The sequence below is a fragment of the Vibrio sp. St2 genome (genome assembly GCF_947311885.1).
Lineage (GTDB): Bacteria > Pseudomonadota > Gammaproteobacteria > Enterobacterales > Vibrionaceae > Vibrio > Vibrio coralliilyticus.
On sequence record NZ_CAMZNA010000001.1, the window covers coordinates 210,470 to 235,206 of the forward strand.

Here is a 24,737-nt window from a genome sequence, read left to right on the forward strand (position 1 = left end):
TCGTTTGGGCAGCTTATCTTAGATATTATGTTATGCCTCAGACGGCGAAAAACAGCTCGGTGAATCACGTGATGCAGTCAGAGCCGACTCAGGTGTTTGAACCCGTCCTGCCCAATAACCCTGTTAAGATTCCAGTGGATTTTCGATTCCATAATGAATATCAGCATGAGTGGTGGCATTTCTTCGCGAATGTGAAAGATCAAAATGGTGATGAATATGGTATCCAATGGAGCTACTTTCGAGTCTCAATGGATGATAGAGACGGTATTGGATGGCAAAGCCCTCAACTCTACATCTCTCACGTGGTGGTCTCCAATAAAGATAAGGTCTGGAAAGAACAGCGGCTCGCGAGAGGTGGAATCGGCCAGGCAGGTATGACGAATCGACCGTTTCGTATTTGGATTGATAATTGGTTTTGGCGTTCGCTTGGCAAAACGCCATTCCCAGGGCAACTAAGTGCTGCAAGCGATAGCTTTAATGTCCAGCTTCAAACTATTGCTCACGGCCCTTATGTATTACCGGGCGACAAAGGGTACGTCGAAAAACACGATTTACTGCCAATTGCTTCCTATAACCTCACCAATCCGTTTCTGAAAGTGAAAGGGATGCTTCAACTGGGTTCGCGCAAGTTGATTCCTGTTGAGGGGGAAGCTTGGATGAGTAAAGAATGGGGCAGTGGATTGATGGCAGAGGGCCAAAAGGGCTGGGACTGGTTTGTAATCCATCTAGATAATGAGACCACACTCTCTATCAGTCGCTATCGTCATGCCCAACAGTTGCCATATCTGTTTGGTACCTTGTCCCGTAAAGACGGTAAGGCAGTGAAACTGTCAGCCGAGGATATGTCGATTGACCCCCATGAATCTACGTTGTTCAATAATGGCAAACGTATCCCGTTGCAATGGGATATCAAAATCCCTGAGTACGATATTAACCTTACAACTCAAGTGCTTAACCAGGAGCTTTGGTTGCCATTTGTTGTTCCGTATTGGGAAGGGCCAGTTCAAACTTCGGGTAGCCATCAAGCGAAAGGTTTCATGCAGTTGACAGGTTACTAAATTAAAAAAGCGGTGCTAAGTGACTAAAAACGCAGTTTCTCATTTAATGAGAAACTGCGTTTTTGTTTGTGTTGGTAATTCTCTGAATTTACCTATACTTACGTAAGGAATAAACGTTGCATTAGAATTTTTATATCGAAAATTCCGAAGTTAAACATCCAAACAAGCGATTTTTCCTTAAGATTCGATATATATAAACTCAACTCTATTCTTTGTTAATCGTTTATTAACATAATAAATATAAGGACGATATCATGAGTGATATTATTCGCGATTTCTTCAAAATGGAGTCAGCAGGGGGGATTCTTTTAGTAATCGCTGCTGCAATCGCAATGACCATTGCCAACACGCCACTGAACGAATCTTATCAGGCAATATTGCATTCTTATGTGTTTGGCATGTCTGTATCTCACTGGATCAATGACGGCCTAATGGCTGTATTCTTCCTTCTCATCGGTTTGGAAGTAAAACGTGAACTTCTAGAAGGCGCGCTTAAATCCCGCGAAACTGCTATTTTCCCTGCTATTGCTGCTGTTGGTGGTATGTTAGCTCCGGCATTGGTTTATGTCGCATTCAACTACAGCAACGCTGAGGCAATTCAAGGCTGGGCGATTCCTGCTGCTACAGACATCGCATTTGCACTTGGTATCATGGCGTTGCTAGGTAAGCGTGTCCCTGTCAGCCTGAAAGTATTCCTACTTGCGCTGGCAATCATTGATGACTTAGGTGTTGTTGTCATTATCGCTCTGTTCTACACAGGAGACCTGTCGACTTCAGCTTTAGCCGTCGGATTTGCCATGACCGCAGCTTTGTTCATACTCAACTCGAAGAAGGTCACCAAATTGCTCCCCTATATGATAGTCGGTGCGATACTCTGGTTCGCGGTTCTGAAATCGGGAGTGCACGCAACACTAGCTGGTGTAGTGATAGGTTTTGCGATTCCTCTTAAAGGAAACAAAGGTGAGGGTTCTCCGCTGAAGCACATGGAACATGCACTGCACCCATACGTTGCTTTTGGTATTCTTCCAGTGTTTGCGTTTGCCAACGCCGGTATCTCTCTTGAGGGGATCTCGATGGAAGGGCTGACTTCGATGCTACCACTGGGTATTGCATTAGGGTTGTTAGTTGGTAAGCCTCTGGGTATCTTCAGCTTTAGCTGGATTGCGGTTAAGTCAGGTGTAGCCAAATTGCCTGAAGGTATTACATTTAGACATATTTTCGCAGTTTCAGTGTTGTGTGGTATCGGCTTCACCATGTCGATTTTCATCTCTTCGCTGGCCTTTGGTCCGGTTAACGCTGAGTTTGATACCTATGCGAGACTGGGCATCCTGATGGGCTCGACGACAGCAGCGATTATAGGATACGTGTTACTGCACATTTCTTTACCAAAAAAGACAGTGCTGGCAGATAAGCCAGCGACTGAAGCAAACCAATAATTAAGAACATTAAATAAAAAACGCTCCTAAGATAGGAGCGTTTTTTGTTTGGATGAACTATTTTTCAATGATTGTAAAGATGGTCCATTCGTCGACCACTTTTTCTGTTAATCCGACAACGGTCGCCGTAACTCTCCGGTTTAATGCATGAGAAGTTTCATCATCTCCATCAGCTTCCAATCGAGTTTCACCATAGCCTACAATGGTTACTCGTTCTGGCTCAGTTCCGAAGTATAAGAGCTCATCCTGTACAGCGTGAGCCCGGTTCTTGGATAGCTCTAGGTTATACTCAGGTGTGCCAATTTTACTGGCGTAGCCCTGAATCTGAATTGAGGCTGATTTATATTTGGCCAAAAACTCTGCCATGGTCTGGATTTGATCAGAAAAGATAGGGTTAATCTCGTAAGAGTCGTTGGCAAAAAGAATCCTTAGCTGGAGCTCTTCTTCTTCTCTTATCGATGTACCGCATCCGTCATTGTCTACTTGAGCATTGACTGGTGTGCCAGGACATATATCCCTAGCATTGACTACACCATCTCTATCGTCGTCAGTTAGGTCCGATACCTGGTTGGCAGTCGGCGTTTCTATATATTCGTATTCATCCTCGTTCGCCGTCAATGTGGTTGACATTGCCATGCTTAAAACGGAGAGCGAGAGTAAGGTTTTCTTCAACATAATCAATACTCCACTCGTTGTGCCCATTCCACTGGAACGTCAACTAACAGGGCGTCCAGCAGGTTACCTGTAGCGTTCATCACACGATACTTTGCGTACTGCTCGGCGTAGTGGGCGTCAAGGTAATCTTTCCTAGCTTCGAAGAGCTCATTCTCAGTGTTCAGCAAATCGAGCAACGTACGTTGGCCAATTCGATATTGTTTTTCGTAGGCAATGACTGTTTCAGAGGCTGAATCAACGTGGTCAGCCAAGAAGTTTTTCTGTTGCAAGGTAAGGTCAAGTGCACTCCAAGAAAGCCTTAAGCTTTCTTCTACCTGCCGATAAGCGTTACTGCGCAAGTCTTTTGCTTTGTTTAATTGATACGCGGCGCGCTCGGATAAGTCACTATCTGAACCACCATTGTATAGGTTGTAGCTGAGTCTGAGCATAGCTAATGCTTCGTCACTGCTGCCTACGTCACCTCCTGCGTCATCTCGCCAAGTCTGACTTGCTTCGATTGAAATTGTTGGGAAGTAGCTGCCTTTTGATTGCTTGTATTGATAACGAGCTGAATCTACATCGACTTTAGAAACCTGTATAACAGGGTGTCTATCAAAAGCAGTATCCAAGGCTTCTTCCAGAGAAAGAGGCAATCTTGACTCATCCGCACGTGGGTAGATTAAGCCAAGCGGGCTTTGCCCGACCAGCCTTCTGAATTGTGTGTGAGTATCAACAAGGTTGTTCTGAGCTGCAAGTAAGTTGCCATGTGCTTTAGCGATACGAGCTTCGACTTGGGATACGTCTGCTGTTGAACCGATCCCAGAGTCTGCACGACGCTTAATATCTCGATAAATATCTTTGTGTACGGCGAGGTTACTTTCAGAAAGAGCGAGGACCTCCGTAGCTTTTACTGCATCAAGATAAACCTGAGTAACCTGCAACGCTAGATCTGAGGCGTCTGCCCAGAGTTGAAGTCTGATAGATTCGGCTTCAGCGGCGGTTCGGTCCATGTCGTTGAGTGTAGCGTTACCATCCCAGATCAATTGAGTCAGGCTTATTGTTGCCTCTTTCCGTGTCAGGTCGGTATCCGCACGTCCTGTAGATTCTGCTGGGTTGATCTCTTCGTAACCAATGCCTGCGTCAAGATCGATGCTCGGAAGGTACGCACCTCCGGAAGCATCCGCTTGTTTTAAGGCACTCTTGTACTCATTGAAGGAGCTTTTCAGTTCAGGGTTAGTCGCTAGTGTAATTGCCACCGCTTGCTCGAGTGTCTGACTGTAGCTACTAAAGCTCATTGCGATAATGCAGCTTGCCAGAATAGTTCTTTTCAAGTTCAAGGGAGCCTCCTTTAATTTCCTTGTTAGTAAAAAGGAGAGTGTAATTAGGTGTTATTCAGGTGTAGGGCTTTGGGCACGAACACTCTAATGGAAGCTTAGTAGAGTCGCTTGCAATTTGAGAATCTTTTCGAAAATAAAAAATCGAACTTTATCTGGATCTTATAAACTTTCGTATGGACTTTTTTGTTATTAACTGGTTTATCAATAATGCGACAACTAAGGTTTATAGCATGTAGAAATGCGCGCTTTAAAAAACTCTAAAATTGGGGTAGGGGTTTTGCGCGTATTTGAGGGCGGGGATCTGCTTATGAATGCCAAAACACTAGCGCCATTTTTGATGGCGAACACGACCGTTGTTATTGATATTAATGGCCAGTTAAGAGAGCTTATACCGGGCGAAGTGCCTGGGCCAGGAGAAGTAATTGTTGTCGTGGGTCAGGGGGCCACAGCGGCAACGGACATTGATGCACAACTTGTTACTGATGATGGTGAAACGTTCGATATTAATTTGGATAATGAAATTGCGTCCATTTTCGAACAAATTGAACAAGGTGTCGACCCTACTCAAAACGAAGATTTTGCTACTGCAGCTGGTGGGCAAAACGGTTCAAGCCCAACAGGGTCCGGTGATATTGAAAGAACGGGTGCAGAAACCCTAGCGGAGACAGAGTTTGATACCTCTGGCTTGGAGTCTCAAGGCTTATCTGAAACTCAGAGCCTAACGCTATTAGACGTAGTAGCGCAGGCCATATTTGTTGGTGATGACTCGGTTACTGTTTTTGAAACAGATGCAGCGTGGGTGGTTAACGGGTCAATTGAAGCAACTGAAACAGACGTGCCTACATTTATCGTTCAAGAAGATGTTGCAGGAGAAAACGGAACTTTCTCTATTGATGCCGATGGTAACTGGACCTATGTTGCCAATAGTGCGTTTGATGAATTGAATATAGGCGACTCTCTCGTTGACGTATTCCCAATAGAATCCGCAGATGGCACTGTCGGTAGCGTGACCGTTACTATCAATGGTACCAACGACCTGCCTCAATTTGTGGCTACCAATGATATCCAAACTCAAAGCGATGGTGACGTGTCGACGTTTGCTTTTGAAGATGGTGTCTACTCGTTTGACATCCCAGAAAACTCGTTATCAGGCGCCGTTCTTGGACAAGTAGCGGCTGTTGACCCCGATAATGACGTTCTCATTTTTAGTATCTCAACAAATATCCAGAATGGTGAAGGTGAAGACTTATTCCAGATTGATCCAGATACAGGTGAAATAAGTCTTACCGATGCAGGGGCCGCCTCTTACGTTAATGATTTCGAATTGCTGGAAAACGCTCATCAAATAGTGGTTACGGTGACGGAAGGAGATGGTATTGGAGAGCCTCAGTCAGTTGATGTTGACGTGTTCTTCAATGAGCTCAATGAAGATGATAACGAGCCTATCTTTGAAGGTACTGATGAAGGCGGTGAATACTCATTTCAGTACAATGAAAATTCATTGGATGAGGATGTGATCGGTACAGTCTCTGCAAATGATGGGGACGGGGAAAACGTAACGTACAGCATTAAAACGAATGTTCTTAATGAATCAGATGAACCTCTGTTCGAGATCGATTCAGCCACAGGTGAAATCAGCTTAACCGCTGCAGGTGTAGCAGCGTTTACCAACGATTTTGAACTTGAAGCTAACATCCATGAAATCATTGTCACTGCGACGGAAGATGATGGACTTGGTACCATTAAGTCTACGGATGTGACCGTTAACCTAGAAGAACTGGATCTTGATGATAATGCTCCTGTTTTCGCCGACACTGATGAGTCAGGTGAATACAACTTTGAGTACAATGAAAACTCTGTAGATGCAGATGTCCTCGGAACAGTGAGCGCAAGTGATGCTGATGGAGAGAACATTACATTCAGTATATCTGCCAATGTCTTTAATGATGCTGACGAACCTTTGTTCGAGATCGATTCTATCTCAGGTGAGATTAGCTTAACGGCCGCAGGCGTTGCTGCCTTTACCAATGACTATGAGCTGGCGGCAAACGAACATAGTATTACGGTTACCGCAACCGAAGATGAAGGCTTTGGTGAAGTCAAATCTACGGATGTCACGGTTAATCTTTCTGAATTAAATCTGGATGACAATGCTCCGGTCTTCTATGACGGAGAAGATCCAACAGAGAGTTATGCGTTCAGTTATAACGAAAACTCAGCAGACGGTGACGTGCTCGGCACAGTGGTTGCCATTGATGCTGATGGTGAGAATGTCACCTATAGCATCACTACAAATGTACTAAATGATGCCGATGAACCCTTGTTTGAAATCGATGCGAACAGTGGCGAAATCAGTCTAACGGCAGCGGGAGTTGCTGCGTTCACGAATGACTATGAGCTTGCCGCGAATGTGCACAATATCGTGGTGACCGCAACGGAAGATGAAGGATTAGGTGAAGTCAAAACCACCGATGTTCCAGTCCAGTTAACCGAGCTCAATCTTGATGATAATGCGCCCGTTTTCTATGACGGAGAAGAGCCAACAGAGAGTTATGCATTCAGCTACAACGAAAACTCAGCAGATGGTGATGTGCTCGGCACAGTGGTTGCCATTGATGCTGATGGTGAGAATGTCACCTATAGCATCACCACAAATGTACTAAATGATGCCGATGAACCCTTGTTTGAAATCGATGCGAACAGTGGTGAAATCAGCCTCACAGCAGCGGGTGTCGCTGCGTTCACGAATGACTATGAGCTAGCCGCGAATGTGCACAATATCGTGGTGACTGCGACGGAAGATGAGGGGTTAGGCGAAGTCAAAACCACTGATGTTCCTGTTCAGTTAACCGAGCTTAACTTAGATGACAATGCGCCGGTCTTCTATGACGGAGAAGAGCCAACAGAGAGCTATGCGTTCAGCTATAACGAAAACTCAGCGGACGCTGACGTGCTTGGCACGGTGGTTGCCATTGACGCCGATGGTGAGAATGTCACCTATAGCATCACCACAAATGTACTAAATGATGCCGATGAACCCTTGTTTGAAATCGATGCAAACAGTGGTGAAATCAGCCTCACTGCAGCGGGTGTTGCTGCCTTTACCAACGACTATGAGCTGGCCGCGAATGTGCATAATATCGTGGTGACTGCGACGGAAGATGAAGGGTTAGGTGAAGTCAAAACCACTGATGTTCCAGTCCAGTTAACCGAGCTCAATCTTGATGACAATGCTCCTGTCTTCTATGACGGAGAAGAACCAACAGAGAGCTATGCGTTCAGTTATAACGAAAACTCAGCAGACGGTGACGTGCTTGGCACGGTGGTCGCTATTGACGCCGATGGTGAGAATGTCACCTATAGCATTACCACAAATGTGCTAAATGATGCCGATGAACCCTTGTTTGAAATCGATGCGAACAGTGGCGAAATCAGTCTAACGGCAGCGGGTGTTGCTGCATTCACGAATGACTATGAGCTGGCCGCGAATGTGCATAATATCGTTGTCACTGCTACGGAAGATGAGGGATTAGGTGAAGTTAAAACCACCGATGTTCCTGTTCAGTTAACCGAGCTCAATCTTGATGATAATGAACCAGTATTCCAAAACACCAATGAGCAAGACGAATACTATTTTAGCTATGACGAAAACTCTACTGATGCCTATGTTATCGGTACAGTAAGTGCAACCGATGCTGATGGAGAAGCGATAACCTACAGCATTAAAACCAACGTGTTCAACGATGCAGATGAAGCTCTATTTGAGATTGATTCGGGGACTGGTGAGATCAGTTTGACTGTCGCCGGGGTAATCGCTTTTACCAACGATTATGAGTTGGCGACTAATGTCCATAACCTTGTCGTAACCGCTACTGAAGTCGCGGGTCTTGGTGAAGTGAAGGCTACAGATGTCAATGTCACACTGGAGGAAATAAATTTAGATGACAACGCTCCTGTATTTGATCCAAATGATGGTGATCAATACTCCTTCTCGTATTTTGAAAACAATAATGATGAATACGTTATAGGTACAGTTTCTGCAACGGATGCTGATGGTGAAGCGGTTACCTACAGCATCAAAACCAATGTATTTAACGATTCAAATGAACCTCTCTTTGTCATCAACCCAAGTTCAGGAGCAATCTCGCTCACATCCGCTGGCGTCTTGGCATTTACCAATAATTTCGAAGCATTGGCAAACGTTCATAACCTCGTCATAACGGCGACGGAAGTTGATGGATTTGGCACGCAGAAAGCCACGGATATTGACGTTGTTCTTTCCGAACTCAATGTGAATGAAATTCCAGTGGCGGAAGATTTTGATGTTGATGCCGGTGACGCAATTATTGTCCCTATAGTGTTTGATTCAGATGATGAGGCGTTAGACCACATCTCTGATGAGGATGACGACTTTAATGATGTTCAGCTCAATGTGATGATCACATCACTCCCACAGTACGGAACCTTACTATATACAGATGAATTTGGTGAAACACGAGTGCTCACCGAAGCTGACCTCCATTCAATAGGAGATGCAGTTGATATCGATAAATTGTTTAACCCGGATAACATCACTTATGTACCAGGCGTAGGTGACCCGTTTGAAATTGGTTACAGTGGTGATTCTGAAGACATCGTTTTAGATGAGGATGGTTTTTACAATTGGGGTGAATATGTTAGCGACACAGAGCGTCTTATTACATTGGAGAACGGTAATACGATTGGAATCAGCATCACTGACAACAACGACAAACCTCTAAAACAATACACAGGAGGAGTTCCGCATGTAGGTTGGGGTATAGGGGATACTGATGGTAACGGCATGAACAACCAAGAAACCTTAATTATCGACTTCAGTGAAAATCCACTAGATGTTGTTACGTTTGGGTTAGATGGTATGGGTGCGGAGTTCAATACCAATAGCGATGTTTATGTTGAAGTTACCTATACATTTGAAGATGGAACCACGCATGTTGAGCAGTATCAGAAAGATGAAGGCGATGTAGGGAATAGCCAGATCCTTTATGATTTTAGTTATTCGTCGCCAGATAACCCTATCGTGCAAATGGAGCTGTCATCAACAGGTGGTAACTGGGAGTTAAGATATATTTCCGGTACTCAGGATATTACCGAAGACGTTACGTTCGACTATGTGGCTGTGGATTCAGATCTCGCTGTGAGTAATGAAGCCACGGTGACAATTGATGTATCAGACTCACCTGAATATGAAGTCTTGTCTGCTGAGCAGGGAGATGAACTAACCTCTCAACTGGGCAATCAAATGATGCTTGGTGACAGTGATGACAACGTCTTTACTTGGCTCGATTCAACACTGGATAGTGGGACGGATGTTGTCGATAACTTTGAATTAGGCAGCGATTTAATCGACCTTACTGATATTTTGGATGACGACGATAATGTCGAAGTCGCGGACTTGATTGATAAGATAGAAGTAACCGTCGATGAAGATGATGTTGTATTGACAGTTACAGATGAAGGAAAGGAACAAACCATTGTTATGGAAGGTGTGACTTCTTCGTTTGAGGATGCGGGTTTGATTGTCAATGACGCGATTACCGATGAGTTCAATATGCTAACCCAAATACTAAAAACGGACGCAGCATAATTAGGCGTTAAATGACAAAAAGGCTGACTTTAAGTCAGCCTTTTTGATACGTTGATAAATAATCGGAAAGCCAAAAATTAAAAAATGTTGCGAACCGTTTTCATTTTGTGATAACTTCGCGCGCAATCTCGGAGGTGAGTCGCAAAAAGACATTCTGGGGGATACGCGTAGTGAGCATTCAGGCTGAGTGAACACTCCGTAGGGTAGGTATCGGCAAGTCCTTTTGTCGATAGACGGGATACTGTTGTCGCTGTAGCGGCATGTTTATGGGAAACCCAACATTGAACTCACATAACAAACAACCATTAATCAGCTTAGTTCTTCCTAAATGCCCTGTTTTGCAAAACAGTAGCATTACTGAACCTTGATTTACCTATTGAACATGTAGTCCATCGAAATGATGGAGCGATTTCGTGTACGCGCTATTTGAGTTGCTAACACGAAATGGATAACTGTACCTGCTATTTGCATTTCACGTATGGCAGGAGAATTACATTTCAAAGGGATTAAATCATGAGCACAGCCTTTGAAGTCGATAATGCAGTGAGCGACACTGTTATCGCAACACCATTTTCCACCCAGATTCCTGCTGTAGAAGGCGTTTATGATCTGACACCTGATCTGGTATTACAAGATCAGGCCGAGCACGAATCTGCGGTACGTTCTTATCCTCGTCGTCTTCCTATTGCGATCAAACAAGCTTATGGCGCACTGGTTGAAGACACTCGCGGTCAAATATTTTTAGATTGTCTTGCCGGTGCGGGTACGTTGGCTCTGGGTTACAACCATCCAGAAATCAACCAAGCACTCAAAGATCAGCTCGACTCTGGTCTTCCTTATCAGACACTGGATATCGCAACAGAAGCAAAAACGAATTTCATTCGCTCGGTGAAGAATTTTCTTCCTCAAGAGCTGAGTGATAACTGTGTACTCCAGTTCTGTGGCCCTTCAGGTGCGGATGCTGTAGAAGCCGCAATCAAACTCGCAAAGCAAACCACAGGTCGTAATACCATGTTTGCTTTCCGTGGTGCTTATCATGGCATGACAAACGGCACGATGGGCATGATGGGTAATCTAGGGACAAAAGCACGTCGCACAGGCCTAATGTCGGACGTACATTTTATGCCTTTCCCATACAGTCTGCGCTGCCCGTTTGGTTTGGGCGGCGACGAAGGCGCCAGAGCGGGTATTCGCTATATTGAACGCCTACTCAATGACGATGAAGCTGGAATCATGAAACCAGCCGCTATTGTTGTTGAGCCTGTTCAGGGCGAGGGCGGTGTTGTACCTGCTCCTGCGTTTTGGTTGAAAGAATTACGTCGTATCTGCGATGAGCACGGTATCTTGCTGATCTTTGATGAGATTCAGTGTGGGGTAGGTAAATCAGGCTACAACTTTGCGTTTGAAGAAGCGGGCATTGTGCCAGACATTCTTTGCTTATCGAAAGCGATTGGTGGCGGTATGCCAATGTCGCTCCTGGTCATCAATAAGAAACATGATACTTGGCTGCCAGGTGAGCACACGGGCACTTTCCGTGGCAATCAGCTGGCTATGGTGTCTGGTGCTAAAGCATTGGAAATCATCGAGCGAGATAATCTTGTTGAGCACGCGAATGTTGCTGGTCAGTACTTGCGTTTAGGGCTCGAGTCGATTCAGAAACGCGTCAACTGTATCGCTGAAGTTCGTGGCAAAGGACTAATGCTTGGTGTGGAAATCCGCAAACCCGGTACAGAGCGCAATAAGTTTGGTGAGCCAGTCGCTGATGGTGAATTAACCTTGGCGATTCAGAGAGCTGCCCTTGAACGCGGACTGATGGTTGAAAAAGGCGGGCGTGATGGTTCTGTGATTCGATTCCTACCACCATTGATCATCACCTTTGAGCAGATCGATTTTGCACTTCGAGTGCTGGAAGATGCGATTCTGGTTGCTGGTGGGAGCCATGTTGAGCCACAAGACACCAATCAACAATGGAAACAGCATTTCATTCATACCGGTGAGTCTGGTAGTGATGAGTTCAGCAAAGTCATGAACCACACAACAGCGGCAATGAAACAGGTCTTTGAACAAGTCGATGCGCCTTATTCAGGGCTTGACCCAAAGCAGTTAGAACAGGCGATTAATGCCGTTGATCTAAACAACAAAAATGCCAGCCTGACGGATGTGATCACGGATACCGCTGAACTAGTCGCAAAGAATGCTATTTTCACTCAGCATCCTGACTGTATCGCTCATCTTCATACCCCGCCGTTAATGTCTGCAGTGGCAGCAGAAGCGATGATTGCCTCTCTAAACCAGTCAATGGACTCCTGGGATCAAGCCTCTTCTGCGACTTATGTTGAGCAGAAAGTGGTGGATTGGCTGTGTGAGAAATACGAGCTTGGCAAACAGGCTGATGGCATATTTACCAGTGGTGGTACCCAAAGTAATCAAATGGGTTTAATGCTGGCTCGTGACTGCATTGCAGACAAGCTGTCAGGGCACTCTATTCAGAAATTTGGATTGCCGGATTACGCCGACAAACTGCGTATTATTTGCTCGAAGAAATCTCATTTCACGGTTCAGAAATCTGCATCTTGGATGGGGTTAGGCGAGAAAGCGGTGCTGACCGTTGATGCTCATAGCAACGGCACGATGGATGTCGCTCATCTTGATGAAGTGATTAGCGAGGCGAAATCTCAAGGGTTGATTCCATTTGCCATCGTTGGGACGGCAGGAACCACTGACCATGGTGCAATTGATGATTTGAATGTGATTGCCGATGCAGCGCAAAAACACCAGATGTGGATGCATGTTGATGGTGCTTACGGTGGTGCACTGATTTTAAGCCGCCACAAAGAACGTCTAGCGGGTATTGAGCGCGCAGACTCAGTCAGCGTTGACTTCCACAAGCTGTTCTACCAAACGATCAGTTGTGGGGCTTTGTTACTTAAACAAAAACACAACTTCAAGTATCTGCTGCATCATGCGGATTACCTCAACCGTGAGCATGATGAGTTGCCTAACTTGGTAGATAAGTCGATTGCGACGACGAAGCGATTCGACGCATTGAAAGTCTTTATGACGATGCAGAATGTTGGTCCAGATACATTGGGTGCAATGTATGACCATCTTCTCGAACAAACTCAGCAAGTGGCGGACCTCGTTCGTAGCGACGGCAACCTAGAATTGTTGGCTGAGCCATCATTGTCGACCGTGTTATTCCGCGTAGCAAATGCTCAAGTAGCGGATCTGGACGAGCTGAACAAAGTTGTAAGACTAGAAGCGTTGACTCGTGGCGTAGCGGTATTAGGTGAAACCATTGTTGATGGTAAAACCGCATTGAAATTTACGATTCTTAATCCGTGCCTGACGATGGCTGATTTTGAATCTTTACTAATTAAAATCAATAAGCTAGCTGCTGAGCTGGCGTAATTAAGGTAACGGAAAACTATGGCAATTCTACAGATTGGTGCAGGCGGCGTTGGCTGGGTAGTTGCACATAAAGCTGCGCAAAACAACGAAGTACTGGGTGACATCACCATTGCATCGCGTACCGTGAGCAAGTGTGAAAAAATCATCGAATCTATTCAGAAGAAAAACAACCTGAAAGATCCATCGAAGAAACTGGAAGCGCGTGCTGTTGATGCGGATGACGTTGATGCATTAGTTGCTCTTATTAAAGAAGTTCAGCCTGACCTTGTCATTAACGCAGGCCCTCCTTGGGTTAACATGACGATCATGGAAGCATGTTACCAAGCAAAAGTGAACTACCTAGATACCTCTGTTGCTGTTGATCTATGTTCTGAAGGCCAGCAAGTTCCTCAAGCTTACGATTGGCAGTGGGGCTACCGTGAGAAGTTTGCTGAAGCGGGCATCACAGGTATTTTGGGTGCTGGTTTCGATCCGGGCGTGGTTTCGGTATTTGCAGCTTACGCAGTGAAGCATCTGTTTGATGAAATCGACACCATTGATGTAATGGACGTGAATGCTGGCGATCACGGTAAGAAGTTCGCAACCAACTTCGACCCAGAAACCAACATGTTAGAAATCCAAGGTGATTCTTTCTACTGGGAAAATGAAGAGTGGAAACAGGTTCCGTGTCATTCGCGCATGCTTGAGTTTGAATTCCCGCTAGTGGGCAAGCACAAAGTGTACTCTATGGCGCACGATGAAGTTCGTTCTATGCAAGAGTTCATTCCAGCTAAACGTATCGAGTTCTGGATGGGCTTTGGTGACAAATACCTAAACTACTTCAACTGCATGCGTGACATCGGCTTACTAAGCCCAGATCCGCTGACGCTTCACGATGGTACGGTTGTACAGCCTCTACATGTACTTAAAGCACTGTTGCCAGACCCAACTTCTCTTGCTCCGGGTTATACAGGTAAAACTTGTATCGGTACTTGGGTTCAGGGTACGAAAGATGGCAAGCAGCGTAGCGTATTTATCTACAATAACGCTGATCATGAAGTCGCGTACGAAGACGTTGAGCATCAAGCAATTTCTTACACCACAGGTGTACCAGCGATCACCGCTGCACTTCAGTTCTTCCGTGGTGAGTGGGCGGATAAAGGTGTGTTCAATATGGAACAGCTAAATCCAGACCCATTCCTTGAGACTATGCCAAGCATTGGTCTTGATTGGCATGTTCAGGAACTAGAGCCGGGTCAACCTGTTATCCACAAACTAAAGTAAGCACTTATTGTTCTTAATTTGGATTTATAAGATTAAGCCGATGCACTAGTGTCGGCTTTGTTCGATTTTTACGGTAGTAATTAGGTCAGAATATAAAATGCAAAAAAACGAACTGAAAACACCACACTTTATGATCAATGAAGATAAGTTGGTCGAAAATCTAGAAAAAGCTAAGCAACTCAAAGAAATCTCGGGTGTGAAGCTGGTATTGGCGTTGAAGTGTTTTTCTACATGGGGTGTTTTCGACATCATCAAGCCTTACTTAGATGGCACAACGAGCTCTGGTCCATTTGAGGTTAAACTGGGGCATGAAACTTTTGGTGGTGAAACTCACGCGTACAGTGTCGGATACAGTGAGGATGATGTACGTGATGTGGCTGATATTTGCGACAAAATGATTTTTAACTCACAAAATCAATTGGCTGCGTATCGACACATTGTAGAAGGAAAGGTTTCACTTGGTTTACGCCTTAACCCAGGTGTGAGTTATGCTGGGCAAGATTTAGCGAATCCAGCGCGTCAGTTTTCTCGTCTTGGTGTGCAAGCGGACCATATTGATCCAGAAGTCTTTGAAGATATTGATGGTGTGATGTTCCACATGAATTGTGAGAACAAAGACGTCGATGCGTTTATCGATCTGCTGGACTCTATTTCTGAGCAGTTTGGCCACTACTTGGATAAGCTTGACTGGGTCAGTATGGGCGGAGGTGTGTTTTTCACATGGCCGGGATACGACATCGAAAAACTTGGCTTAGCGCTTAAAGCGTTTTCTGAGAAGCACGGTGTTCAGATGTACCTTGAGCCAGGTGAAGCTATCATTACCAAGACAACAGACTTGGTTGTGACCGTGGTGGATATTGTTGAGAACGTTAAAAAAACCGCGATTGTAGATTCTGCAACTGAAGCACACCGCTTGGATACGCTGATTTACAATGAACCAGCTTCTATTCTAGAAGCTGTGGATAAAGGTGAGCATGAGTATGTGATTGGTTCTTGTTCATGCTTGGCGGGTGATCAGTTCTGTGAAGCTAGCTTTGATAAACCTTTGGAAATAGGTCAGCGTCTTCATATCTTAGATAGTGCGGGCTATACAATGGTGAAGCTTAACTGGTTTAACGGCTTAAGAATGCCTTCCGTGTACTGTGAACGCTCAGGCGGTGAAATTCAGAAGTTAAATGAGTTTGATTATTCAGACTTCAAACGCTCGCTCTCTCAGTGGAGCGTCGAGTAGTCCAATGAAAAAGAGCAGCCGAATAAGCTGCTCTTTTTGTTACACCTCAACCATCACTCGTGTATCTTCACTGAGAGCTTCGAGTTCTTTGGCTACATCGTCTATCTGAACTTCGGTCGGTAATTTCAATGCGATATTTGCCGTGAACAAGCTGGAACTCACACCTCCACCACCTGCGATGAACACTCGTTGGCAGTCCATATCCAGAATATTGATGCCTTGATTGTCCAAAACATGCGTAATTTCATTAACAATGCCAGCTCGGTCATTGGAGTCTAATCGGACCTGATATATGGCATCGGCATTGTGTGTGTGGCTATCTGAATCGACAAACTGGACCAGCAGGTCGTCATGGCTGCGAAACGCTTCTTTAACGTACTCCGCTTTTTCCTCTGGCAATTCGACTTTGATGACTGCCGCGACTTGATCTTCGATAAAGTTCACTTTACTGATCAGCCACTTCCCTCCATTTTCATGAGTGATAGCCGCCAGCTGCTTGATTGTGGCAGGTGTCGCTTTACCGACGAAATTGACGATAAAAGTGCTATTCATAACGGGCCTCCTGAATGCAAGCAATTCTTTTTATAGGGCTAAATTTAGTGTAGGAGTAGGGCGGAAGTTAGGTTTGATTCAGGTCAAGTTTTTGACCTGATAGCGGATTGTCTTGACCATTATGGTATGGCAGACACAAAAAAAGCGGCAATTCGCTGCCGCTTTTTTTGCTCAAGTGTCAGATTAAAAACTGATTTTCATCTCGACACCATAAAATACGCTGTCATAGCTAGCGCCAGCATCCATTGCAAACTTCGCTGCGTCTTGGTTACCAAACCAAGGTTTACTGTTGTATTGGAAATCTGCGCTACCGCCCCAAGCATCGCTTACCCACCCGTGGATGTGGCCAACAGGGTTAAGGAAGAATAAGGTTACATCACCCATGGTTTGAGAGCCCCAGACTTCACCACCAGTCGCAACGATTTCTTGTTCAGCCTCAAACATCATCTCACCCACAACAGCCCCGAAGAAAGGCGTAATGAACAGATCCTGCCAAGAAGGTACTTCAGCAAAAGCCTCAACACCATACTCCCAGAAGAAGGTCGACAGAGTTGCAGAATACAGGAAAGATTCGAATTCATTGAAGCCAGCGTGACGGGCTGCTGTATAGTAAACACCACCAAAGTAAGGGTGCATCACATAGTTTAGGAAATGGTCATCTCGGTCCCAAACCGGCCCTGAGGTTACGTTATCCTTCCACTTTGTGCCTAAGCCACTCAAATCGCGGTCTTCTTCATCCCATTTTGTAATAGATTCTGGAAGGAGAGTCATCAGGCCTACGGTCGCAACACTAAGACCCAAAATCGTGTAAGTTTGGCCTTTGAGGTAGTCCCAATCTTTCTCACTTTGTACGGTGAGGTATTTAGGCAACTCAGGCTCTTCCAGTTTTAATTCGCTTTCAGTTAAACCTAAGGCATAACTATTGCTAGGCTTATAAGAATAAGAGTTGCTGAAAAGACTGTAGTTTTCGGTGTTATCTACGGTGTATGAAAACTCAATGTGTTTCGGAGAATCGTAGGTATTGGCATTGGCGCAAGCAGAAGCCGACAACATCAAAGCGGTGATGTGTTTTTTGTACACGGATAAACTCCACAGTCTATTTCTAATAATGATCAGGCTCACAATTATCCACCAAAGCAAGAGGAATGGAAACCGGAAATTGTCCTAATTAAGAAACTTAGTTTCTAAAAAACACTCAAACAATGAAAATGATCAGTTTGATTGTTCATGTTTGTGACTCAGGACCAGAGGTTTCCTGAAAAGGAAAATAATTATGTTGAAAATAGCGATGTTAAGTACCGGTGAAGAGGTGCTTCACGGCGATATCGTTGATACCAATGCGGCGTGGTTGTCTGAAAAATTTTTTCAGCACGGTTTTTCTCTGTCGAAACGTTCAACCGTTGGTGACAGTCAGTCAGCGTTGGTGGAAGAGCTGATGATGCTGAGCTTCAACTGCGATGTAGTGATTGTGAATGGTGGACTTGGCCCAACATCGGATGACCTGAGTGCCGAAGCGGCAGCTCAGGCTTCAGAGACTGAGCTGGAGCTTTACCCTGAGTGGTTAGAAAGGCTGGAGCAGTTTTTCGCCGCAAGAGGGCTTCCTATGCCGGAAAGCAACCGCAAGCAAGCGATGCTTCCGAAAGGCTCACTCATGCTAGACAACCCAGTGGGCACGGCCTGCGGATTTTTAGTGAATTTCAATGATTGTGATTTTTACTTTACGCCTGGCGTACCGAGTGAATTTAAGTTGATGGTTGAAGCGCAAATTATTCCGCACCTCAAGCAAAATCACAGTGATGTTGTTGGTTATGAATGCAGTAAGCTACATACCTTTGGCACTTCTGAATCTGCGCTTTCAGATAAGCTGGATAAAGTACAACTTCCAGAAGGTTACTTTTTAGGTTACCGCTCCTACATGCCTTACATTGAGGTCAAGCTGTTTGGTCCTAAGGATGACTTGGACAATCGCGTTAAGTTACTCCAGCTAGTCTACAACTTGATTGAAAGTAACGTAGTGAGTGTTGATGAATCCATGCAAGACAATGTTGGTCATTTGATTCTCGAGAAGAAATGGTCAATTTCAACAGCAGAACAGTCTACACACGGTAACTTATCATTATGGCTTCACTCCAACGAAGAAGCGGCAGACTACTGCGGACATGGCTGGGTTCTGGGCAATAAAGTCGATGTCGGTAATAGCGATAACGATGACTTAGCGGCTGTATTTGCTTTAGCTGGAGCCACGAAAGATAAATGTGCGACCGATGTAGCGATTGCAACGGGAAAAGTTAAAGAACGCACATTCTCAGTAGCGATTTCTGCAAGAGAAGGTGAGTGGGGGCAGACGTTGACCTTTAATCGTCACTTCTCAAGGGCAGATCAAACTACGATTATTACAACGGTCGCTGCGGACATGTTAAGGCGTTATTTGTCAGGAAAAACCATGTTTCCTAACTACAGTTCACTAACTCGGGACAAAGAAATGTATGTCCCTCAAAGCGTTATTTCTGGCTAGAACAGAGCCGAATATCTGTCAAACTCCTACCGAGTGGCATGCAGTAATAAGTGAATGAATATGTTTCTTATTACTCGCATGCTTTCATAATTATTTCTTAGAAGAAAATCATCTATAGCTTAAATGGATGATTTTAAATAGATGCCAACTTTGTCTCCTAATTGCAACGTGCATTTGTTGCAATTGTGCTTAAAATGATAGTTCGTCGCAGGTTTTGCTCAGGGAGGTTAGCATGTTCCATCATTCAAAAATAATGGTTTGGTATCAGGTGGCGAGTCAGAAAGTTGTTTTGGGAGAAGCACTTAGTGATGATAAACAGGACGTTATCTCTATGTGGCTTCATGCTCCGGAAGAAAAAAATCAAGAAAATTCATTAGGCTATCGCTTGTCCCTATTTGACGATGATGGGCGAGAGATTGCCGACAAAGCAGTGTCTATGTTGACCGCCGATGAGTTCTTATCCGGTATTCAGATTCGTGCCTAAATAATAAAATAAAACCCGGCAATGCTAGCCGGGCTTTTTATAATTTGCATATTTATGCGCGTTTTTCCTTCAGGGAATAGTTGACATCTTCAATTTCAATGTCTGACTTTGCTTTACAGATGCAAGGCAAAATTTCATCACTCTGAGTGTACGCCATCGCAAAACCAACATATTCTACTTCACCTTTGACGAGCTTACAGCGGCATGCACCACAGTGGCCATCTCGGCAGTTATATTCAGGTTCAATCCCCGCTTGTTCCATCGTCTCTAGGATGGTGTTTGAAGGATTAGACTGAATCGCAGTAATACCGTTGATTTTTATGTTGGGCATTACAGTTCGAAGTCCTTGAAGTCGTCCGCTTGTACATCGCTGTCAATCTGACCAACAAGGTAAGAGGAGATCTCTGCTTCCTGTGGTGCTACTTGTACGTTATCTGAAGATAACCAAGCGTTAATCCATGGAATCGGGTTAGATGTTGCCTCTGGGTAAGCGGCATCCAGTCCTACTGCCTGCATACGGATGTTAGTGATGTACTCAACATACTGGCAAAGGATATCTTTGTTCAGGCCAATCATTGAACCATCTTTAAACAGGTATTCCGCCCATTCTTTTTCTTGCTCAGCCGCATCTTTAAACAGGTCAAAACACTCTTGCTTACACTCTTCAGCAATTTGCATGAATGAGAAGTCATCCTGGCCGTTGCGTAGAAGGTTGATCATGTGCTGTGTACCCGTCAGGTGAAGGGCTTCATCACGCGCGATAAGCTTGATGATCTTCGCATTACCTTCCATCAGTTCACGTTCTGCAAATGCAAATGAACAAGCAAAGCTGACGTAGAAACGGATTGCCTCTAGTGCATTTACAGACATCAAACATACGTACAGTTTCTTCTTCAATTCGTGAAGGCTGATTTTAACGTCTTCACCATTGATAGTATGCGTCCCTTCGCCGTAACGATGGTAGTCATTCGTCATTTGGATCAGATCGTCGTAGTAGTGTGAAATGTCTTCAGCACGCTTCAGAATATGCTCATTTTCAACGATGTCATCAAACACTAGGCCTGGATCATTCACGATGTTGCGGATGATATGGGTGTACGAACGTGAGTGAATCGTTTCAGAGAACGACCAAGTTTCAATCCACGTTTCTACTTCTGGTAGTGATACTAGAGGAAGTAGGGCAACGTTCGGGCTACGACCCTGAATGGAATCCAGTAGTGTTTGGTACTTCAGGTTAGAAATGAAAATGTGCTTTTCATGTTCTGGTAACTTGTTGTAATCGATGCGATCGCTTGATACGTCGACTTCTTCTGGACGCCAGAAGAAAGATAACTGCTTCTCTATCAGTTTTTCGAAGATCTCGAACTTCTGTTGATCGTAACGAGCAACGTTTACTGACTGACCTAAGAACATTGGCTCTTTTAGTTGGTCATTTTTGTTTCGGTTAAAAGTACTGTAAGCCATGATGCCTCAATTCCTTTTAAGCCCCTCAAGCGAGGGGCAGATAATCTGTTAAGCCTTGCTAATCCTATTGTCGGATTAGTGATTAGATCTTACAACCGCCGCCTGCACAATCGTCGTCTTGTGGTTGTACAGCGTCTTTCTGGTCATCGCTCGCACCATCGCGAGTGTTATGGTAGTAAAGTGTCTTCACACCATACTTGTACGCTGTTAGCAGATCTTGTAGCAGTTTCTTCATTGGCACTTTGCCACTCTCGAAACGGCTTGGGTCATAGTTAGTGTTGGCTGAAATTGCCTGATCGACAAACTTCTGCATGATACCAACCAAATGTAGATAACCGTCATTAGAACCAATATTCCAAAGAAGCTCGTAGTTATCTTTGTATTCAGTGAACTCAGGAACAACCTGTTTCAGGATGCCGTCTTTCGATGCTTTTACAGATACGTAGCCGCGTGGAGGCTCGATACCATTTGTCGCATTTGAAATTTGAGAAGACGTTTCTGAAGGCATTAGCGCCGTTAGCGTTGAGTTACGCAGGCCGTGCGTCAAGATCTCTTCTCGAAGACCGTCCCAGTCGTAATGAAGGGGTTCATCACAAACTAAGTCCAGATCTTTCTTGTAGGTGTCGATTGGTAGCAAACCTTTCGCATAGTTGGTTTCACCAAATAAAGGACACTTACCTTGCTCTTTCGCTAGCGCTACAGACGCTTTTAGCAAGTAGTATTGAATCGCTTCAAAAGTACGGTGCGTCAGGCCATTAGCGCTGCCGTCAGAGTATTTCACGTCATTCTTAGCTAGGTAGTAAGCGTAGTTAATAACACCAACACCTAGAGTACGACGGTTCATCGTTGACTTGTATGCCGCTGGTAGAGGGTAGTCTTGATAATCTAGTAGGGCATCAAGCGCACGAACAACCAGATCAGAGAGCTCTTCAAAGTCATCAAGAGACTTAATAGCACCCAAGTTGAATGCTGAAAGCGTACACAGTGCAATCTCACCTGAGTCGTCTTCTACGTTTGTCAGAGGTTTCGTTGGAAGAGCGATCTCCAAACATAGGTTAGACTGGCGAACAGGTGCGACTTCAGAGTCGAATGGGCTGTGAGTATTACAGTGGTCAACGTTCTGAATATAGATACGGCCTGTAGAAGCACGCTCCTGCATCAAGATAGAGAACATCTCGATAGCTTTAACGGATTCTTTCTTGATTGATGGATCGTTTTCGTATTTAACGTACAGACGTTCAAACTCATCTTGATTCTCAAAGAACGCATCGTATAGGCCTGGCACGTCTGATGGTGAGAACAGCGTAATGTTTCCGCCTTCAACCAAACGCTGATACATCAGGCGGTTTAGCTGAACACCATAGTCCATATGGCGAACACGGTTTTCTTCGACACCGCGGTTGTTCTTAAGCACCATTAGTGCCTGAGATTCGCCGTGCCATAGAGGGTAGAATACGGTTGCAGCACCACCACGCACGCCACCTTGCGAACAACATTTAACGGCAGTTTGGAAGTATTTGTAGAATGGGATACAGCCTGTGTGGAACGCTTCACCGTTACGGATTTCTGAGCCCAGCGCACGAATACGACCAGCGTTGATACCAATACCTGCACGTTGCGAAACGTAACGTACGATAGAGCTTGCCGTTGCGTTGATAGAGTCTAAGCTATCGCCACACTCGATCAGAACACATGAACTGAACTGACGAGTCGGAGTACGCACACCAGACATAATTGGCGTTGGCAGGGAAATCTTGAATGTTGACGTCGCATCGTAGAAGCGCTTGATGTAATCAAGACGCGTTTCTTTTGGATACTTAGCAAACAGACATGCCGCTACAAGGATATACAGGAACTGAGCACTTTCGTAGATTTCACCAGATACACGGTTTTGAACGAAGTACTTACCTTCTAGCTGTTTAACTGCTGCGTAGGAGAAATCGAGGTCACGTTTGTGATCTAGGTACGCATCTAGTTCATCCAGCTCAGCTTTTGTATAGTCTTCCAAAATGTGCTGATCGTATTTGCCCATGTCGATAAGGCGGGACACATGGTCATGTAGCGTCGGCGGCTCGTACTGACCATAAGCTTTTTTACGCAGGTGGAATACGGCTAGTCGAGCGGCTAGGTATTGATAATCTGGCGTTTCTTCTGAGATCAAATCGGCCGCTGATTTGATGATTGTTTCATGGATATCAGTAGTAGTGATTCCATCATAGAACTGAATGTGAGCGCGCAGTTCTACCTGAGATACAGAAACATTGTCTAGACCTTCAGCAGCCCAGGTAATTACTCTGTGGATCTTTTCCAGATCAATACTTTCTTTGCGGCCGTCACGTTTGGTAACGGTTAGTTGTTGGTTCATTCTGCTTAATTTCCCTAACAAAACTGATAAAAGCCGTGTTTTCGTGTAATTCTTGTAAAAAATGTTCCGGCTTTGTGATCAAAGTCTATCTATATATTGTAGTACAAACACAACATATAGGGGTGCATTGCTGTGCGAGTTACAAGATAGTGCTATCCATGCCCCTTTTCAAGTTGCAGATCTGGGATGACTTGTGGATAACTAACAAAAATGAAAATTTCAGTAAGTGGACACTAACCGATGGGATTAGAGTCTAATTGATTGTATAAAATTACCGTTTTGAGATCGGTTTATAAGTAACCACAAACAAAAAAAAATTCCTTGATCTTTCAGCAATTCTGAGCGTGATTTTATGGCTGTATATTTTGGAATCAGAGCCCCAAAAATGGGCGAAAAAATAACAAAAAAAGCGGGGCAATATGCCACCGCTTTCTATATGTTCGACTTATGAATGATACGTGTTGTTATTAAAACTTTTGCGTATGAACAATATAATTAACATCTACTTTATTGCCGAGCTTATAGCTATCCGTTAATGGATTATAAAGTAGGCCTGTTATCCCCATTTCTGTCAGGTCGGTATGATCAATCATCTTAATTAGCTCTGCTGGCCGAATGAACTTTTCATGATCGTGTGTGCCTTCTGGAACAATACGTAGTAGCTTTTCAGCCCCAACAATAGCGAATAGGTAAGACTTAAAGTTTCGGTTTAGTGTTGAGAAAAACACGTGACCACCGGGCTTGACCAATGCAGCGCAAGCACTAACGACAGATTGGGGATCGGGAACGTGCTCAAGCATTTCCATACAGGTTACGACATCATACTTGCCTGCATTATCGCGAGCATGGTCTTCAATTGTACTTTGTATATAGGACAACTCAGTACCTGTCTCCAGTGCGTGCAATCGAGCTACCTCTAATGGCTCCTTACCCATATCAAGGCCAGTCACTGTTGCGCCTTCTTTCGCCATGCTTTCAGCAAGAATTCCACCGCCACAGCCAACATCTAGAACGGTTTTTCCAAACAAGCCATTCGCGTTATCCAATACGTAATTCAGTCGTAGTGGGTTGATTTGATGCAGAGGCTTGAACTCACCCTCTAAATCCCACCAGCGAGAGGCCATCTCTTCAAATTTTTTGATTTCGTTTGGATCGACATTTTGTGACTGGGTCATAACTACTCTATTTACTTAACGACTTCCTTGAAACAGGTGGGCATTATAACCCTTAACTCTCAACTCTCCATAGAAGGGATCACTTTTCTCAAGAGGTGGTGAAAATATAGCCATTAATCAGCGAGATAAATTCAGAGTGTGCAATTTCTCAGCATTTGATTCACAA

At 44.7% G+C, this 24,737-nt stretch carries 16 protein-coding genes; 8 read left to right on the top strand and 8 right to left on the bottom strand.

What is annotated here, in order from left to right; all coding sequences use genetic code 11:
- The first annotated feature begins 32 nt into the window (after positions 1-32).
- The gene (locus tag QMA41_RS00970) at positions 33-1,058 is read left to right on the top strand and encodes a lipocalin-like domain-containing protein (RefSeq protein WP_281629150.1); all 1,026 of its coding nucleotides are present in this window, start codon (positions 33-35) and stop codon (positions 1,056-1,058) included.
- Between the two features lie 254 nt (positions 1,059-1,312).
- On the top strand, positions 1,313-2,494 hold the full coding sequence (gene nhaA / locus QMA41_RS00975) for a Na+/H+ antiporter NhaA (protein ID WP_281628593.1): 1,182 nt from the start codon (positions 1,313-1,315) through the stop codon (positions 2,492-2,494).
- A 57-nt stretch (positions 2,495-2,551) separates the two neighbouring features.
- Here the strand turns inward: nhaA and QMA41_RS00980 are convergent, their stop codons facing one another.
- Together QMA41_RS00980 and QMA41_RS00985 are read right to left on the bottom strand one after the other, a co-directional pair.
- Positions 2,552-3,169, bottom strand: a complete 618-nt coding sequence (locus QMA41_RS00980) for an OmpA family protein (RefSeq protein WP_021456792.1) — start codon at positions 3,167-3,169, stop codon at positions 2,552-2,554.
- Positions 3,170-3,171: 2 nt separating this feature from the next.
- Entirely contained in the window at positions 3,172-4,485 is a 1,314-nt protein-coding gene (locus tag QMA41_RS00985) for a TolC family outer membrane protein (RefSeq protein ID WP_021456791.1), read from the bottom strand.
- Positions 4,486-4,792: 307 nt separating this feature from the next.
- Here QMA41_RS00985 and QMA41_RS00990 point away from each other — a divergent pair, with 307 nt between their 5' ends.
- The 4 genes from QMA41_RS00990 (at position 4,793) to nspC (ending at position 16,016) form a co-directional block, all read left to right on the top strand.
- Positions 4,793-10,111 carry a cadherin domain-containing protein gene (locus QMA41_RS00990; RefSeq protein ID WP_281628594.1) on the top strand — a complete coding sequence of 1,773 codons (5,319 nt, stop codon included), beginning with the start codon at positions 4,793-4,795 and terminating at the stop codon, positions 10,109-10,111.
- A gap of 513 nt (positions 10,112-10,624) precedes the next feature.
- Positions 10,625-13,522, top strand: a complete 2,898-nt coding sequence (locus QMA41_RS00995; protein WP_281628595.1) for a pyridoxal phosphate-dependent class III aminotransferase — start codon at positions 10,625-10,627, stop codon at positions 13,520-13,522.
- Between the two features lie 18 nt (positions 13,523-13,540).
- Entirely contained in the window at positions 13,541-14,785 is a 1,245-nt protein-coding gene (locus QMA41_RS01000; protein WP_006962502.1) for a carboxynorspermidine synthase, read from the top strand.
- Between the two features lie 97 nt (positions 14,786-14,882).
- Positions 14,883-16,016 (top strand): carboxynorspermidine decarboxylase, encoded by a 1,134-nt coding sequence (gene nspC, locus QMA41_RS01005; protein ID WP_281628596.1) that lies wholly within the window; start codon positions 14,883-14,885, stop codon positions 16,014-16,016.
- 39 nt (positions 16,017-16,055) lie between these two features.
- On the opposite strand, the gene QMA41_RS01010 is transcribed toward nspC, so the two are convergent.
- Together QMA41_RS01010 and QMA41_RS01015 are read right to left on the bottom strand one after the other, a co-directional pair.
- On the bottom strand, positions 16,056-16,568 hold the full coding sequence (locus QMA41_RS01010) for an ACT domain-containing protein (RefSeq protein ID WP_019275135.1): 513 nt from the start codon (positions 16,566-16,568) through the stop codon (positions 16,056-16,058).
- A 183-nt stretch (positions 16,569-16,751) separates the two neighbouring features.
- Complete coding sequence (locus tag QMA41_RS01015; protein WP_006962496.1) at positions 16,752-17,648, bottom strand: DUF3943 domain-containing protein; 897 nt, start codon at positions 17,646-17,648, stop codon at positions 16,752-16,754.
- 193 nt (positions 17,649-17,841) lie between these two features.
- Here QMA41_RS01015 and QMA41_RS01020 point away from each other — a divergent pair, with 193 nt between their 5' ends.
- A complete protein-coding gene (locus QMA41_RS01020; RefSeq protein WP_281628597.1) occupies positions 17,842-19,083 on the top strand; it encodes a CinA family nicotinamide mononucleotide deamidase-related protein in 1,242 nt (413 codons plus the stop codon).
- 232 nt (positions 19,084-19,315) lie between these two features.
- Positions 19,316-19,567 carry a hypothetical protein gene (locus QMA41_RS01025; RefSeq protein ID WP_006962492.1) on the top strand — a complete coding sequence of 84 codons (252 nt, stop codon included), beginning with the start codon at positions 19,316-19,318 and terminating at the stop codon, positions 19,565-19,567.
- 52 nt (positions 19,568-19,619) lie between these two features.
- Here QMA41_RS01025 and yfaE read toward each other — a convergent pair whose 3' ends face one another.
- The 4 genes from yfaE to ubiG form a co-directional block, all read right to left on the bottom strand.
- Entirely contained in the window at positions 19,620-19,898 is a 279-nt protein-coding gene (gene yfaE, locus QMA41_RS01030) for a class I ribonucleotide reductase maintenance protein YfaE (RefSeq protein WP_006962489.1), read from the bottom strand.
- A complete protein-coding gene (gene nrdB, locus QMA41_RS01035) occupies positions 19,898-21,031 on the bottom strand; it encodes a class Ia ribonucleoside-diphosphate reductase subunit beta (RefSeq protein ID WP_006962487.1) in 1,134 nt (377 codons plus the stop codon). Before nrdB ends, yfaE begins: the two co-directional genes overlap by 1 nt.
- Before the next feature lie 82 nt (positions 21,032-21,113).
- Positions 21,114-23,396: a class 1a ribonucleoside-diphosphate reductase subunit alpha gene (gene nrdA / locus QMA41_RS01040; protein ID WP_281628598.1), complete on the bottom strand. Its 2,283-nt coding sequence runs from the start codon at positions 23,394-23,396 to the stop codon at positions 21,114-21,116.
- A 467-nt stretch (positions 23,397-23,863) separates the two neighbouring features.
- Positions 23,864-24,571: a bifunctional 2-polyprenyl-6-hydroxyphenol methylase/3-demethylubiquinol 3-O-methyltransferase UbiG gene (gene ubiG, locus QMA41_RS01045; RefSeq protein WP_281628599.1), complete on the bottom strand. Its 708-nt coding sequence runs from the start codon at positions 24,569-24,571 to the stop codon at positions 23,864-23,866.
- Positions 24,572-24,737: the final 166 nt, after the last annotated feature.

Coding starts and splice junctions, on each gene's coding strand:
- QMA41_RS00980 (WP_021456792.1), bottom strand. CDS start 3,169: ATGTTGAAGAAAACCTTACTCTCGCTCTCCGTTTTAAGCATGGCAATG.
- QMA41_RS01000 (WP_006962502.1), top strand. CDS start 13,541: ATGGCAATTCTACAGATTGGTGCAGGCGGCGTTGGCTGGGTAGTTGCA.
- nspC (WP_281628596.1), top strand. CDS start 14,883: ATGCAAAAAAACGAACTGAAAACACCACACTTTATGATCAATGAAGAT.
- QMA41_RS01025 (WP_006962492.1), top strand. CDS start 19,316: ATGTTCCATCATTCAAAAATAATGGTTTGGTATCAGGTGGCGAGTCAG.
- ubiG (WP_281628599.1), bottom strand. CDS start 24,571: ATGACCCAGTCACAAAATGTCGATCCAAACGAAATCAAAAAATTTGAA.
- QMA41_RS00995 (WP_281628595.1), top strand. CDS start 10,625: ATGAGCACAGCCTTTGAAGTCGATAATGCAGTGAGCGACACTGTTATC.
- yfaE (WP_006962489.1), bottom strand. CDS start 19,898: ATGCCCAACATAAAAATCAACGGTATTACTGCGATTCAGTCTAATCCT.
- QMA41_RS01020 (WP_281628597.1), top strand. CDS start 17,842: ATGTTGAAAATAGCGATGTTAAGTACCGGTGAAGAGGTGCTTCACGGC.
- QMA41_RS01010 (WP_019275135.1), bottom strand. CDS start 16,568: ATGAATAGCACTTTTATCGTCAATTTCGTCGGTAAAGCGACACCTGCC.
- nhaA (WP_281628593.1), top strand. CDS start 1,313: ATGAGTGATATTATTCGCGATTTCTTCAAAATGGAGTCAGCAGGGGGG.
- QMA41_RS00990 (WP_281628594.1), top strand. CDS start 4,793: ATGAATGCCAAAACACTAGCGCCATTTTTGATGGCGAACACGACCGTT.
- QMA41_RS00970 (WP_281629150.1), top strand. CDS start 33: ATGCCTCAGACGGCGAAAAACAGCTCGGTGAATCACGTGATGCAGTCA.
- nrdA (WP_281628598.1), bottom strand. CDS start 23,396: ATGAACCAACAACTAACCGTTACCAAACGTGACGGCCGCAAAGAAAGT.
- nrdB (WP_006962487.1), bottom strand. CDS start 21,031: ATGGCTTACAGTACTTTTAACCGAAACAAAAATGACCAACTAAAAGAG.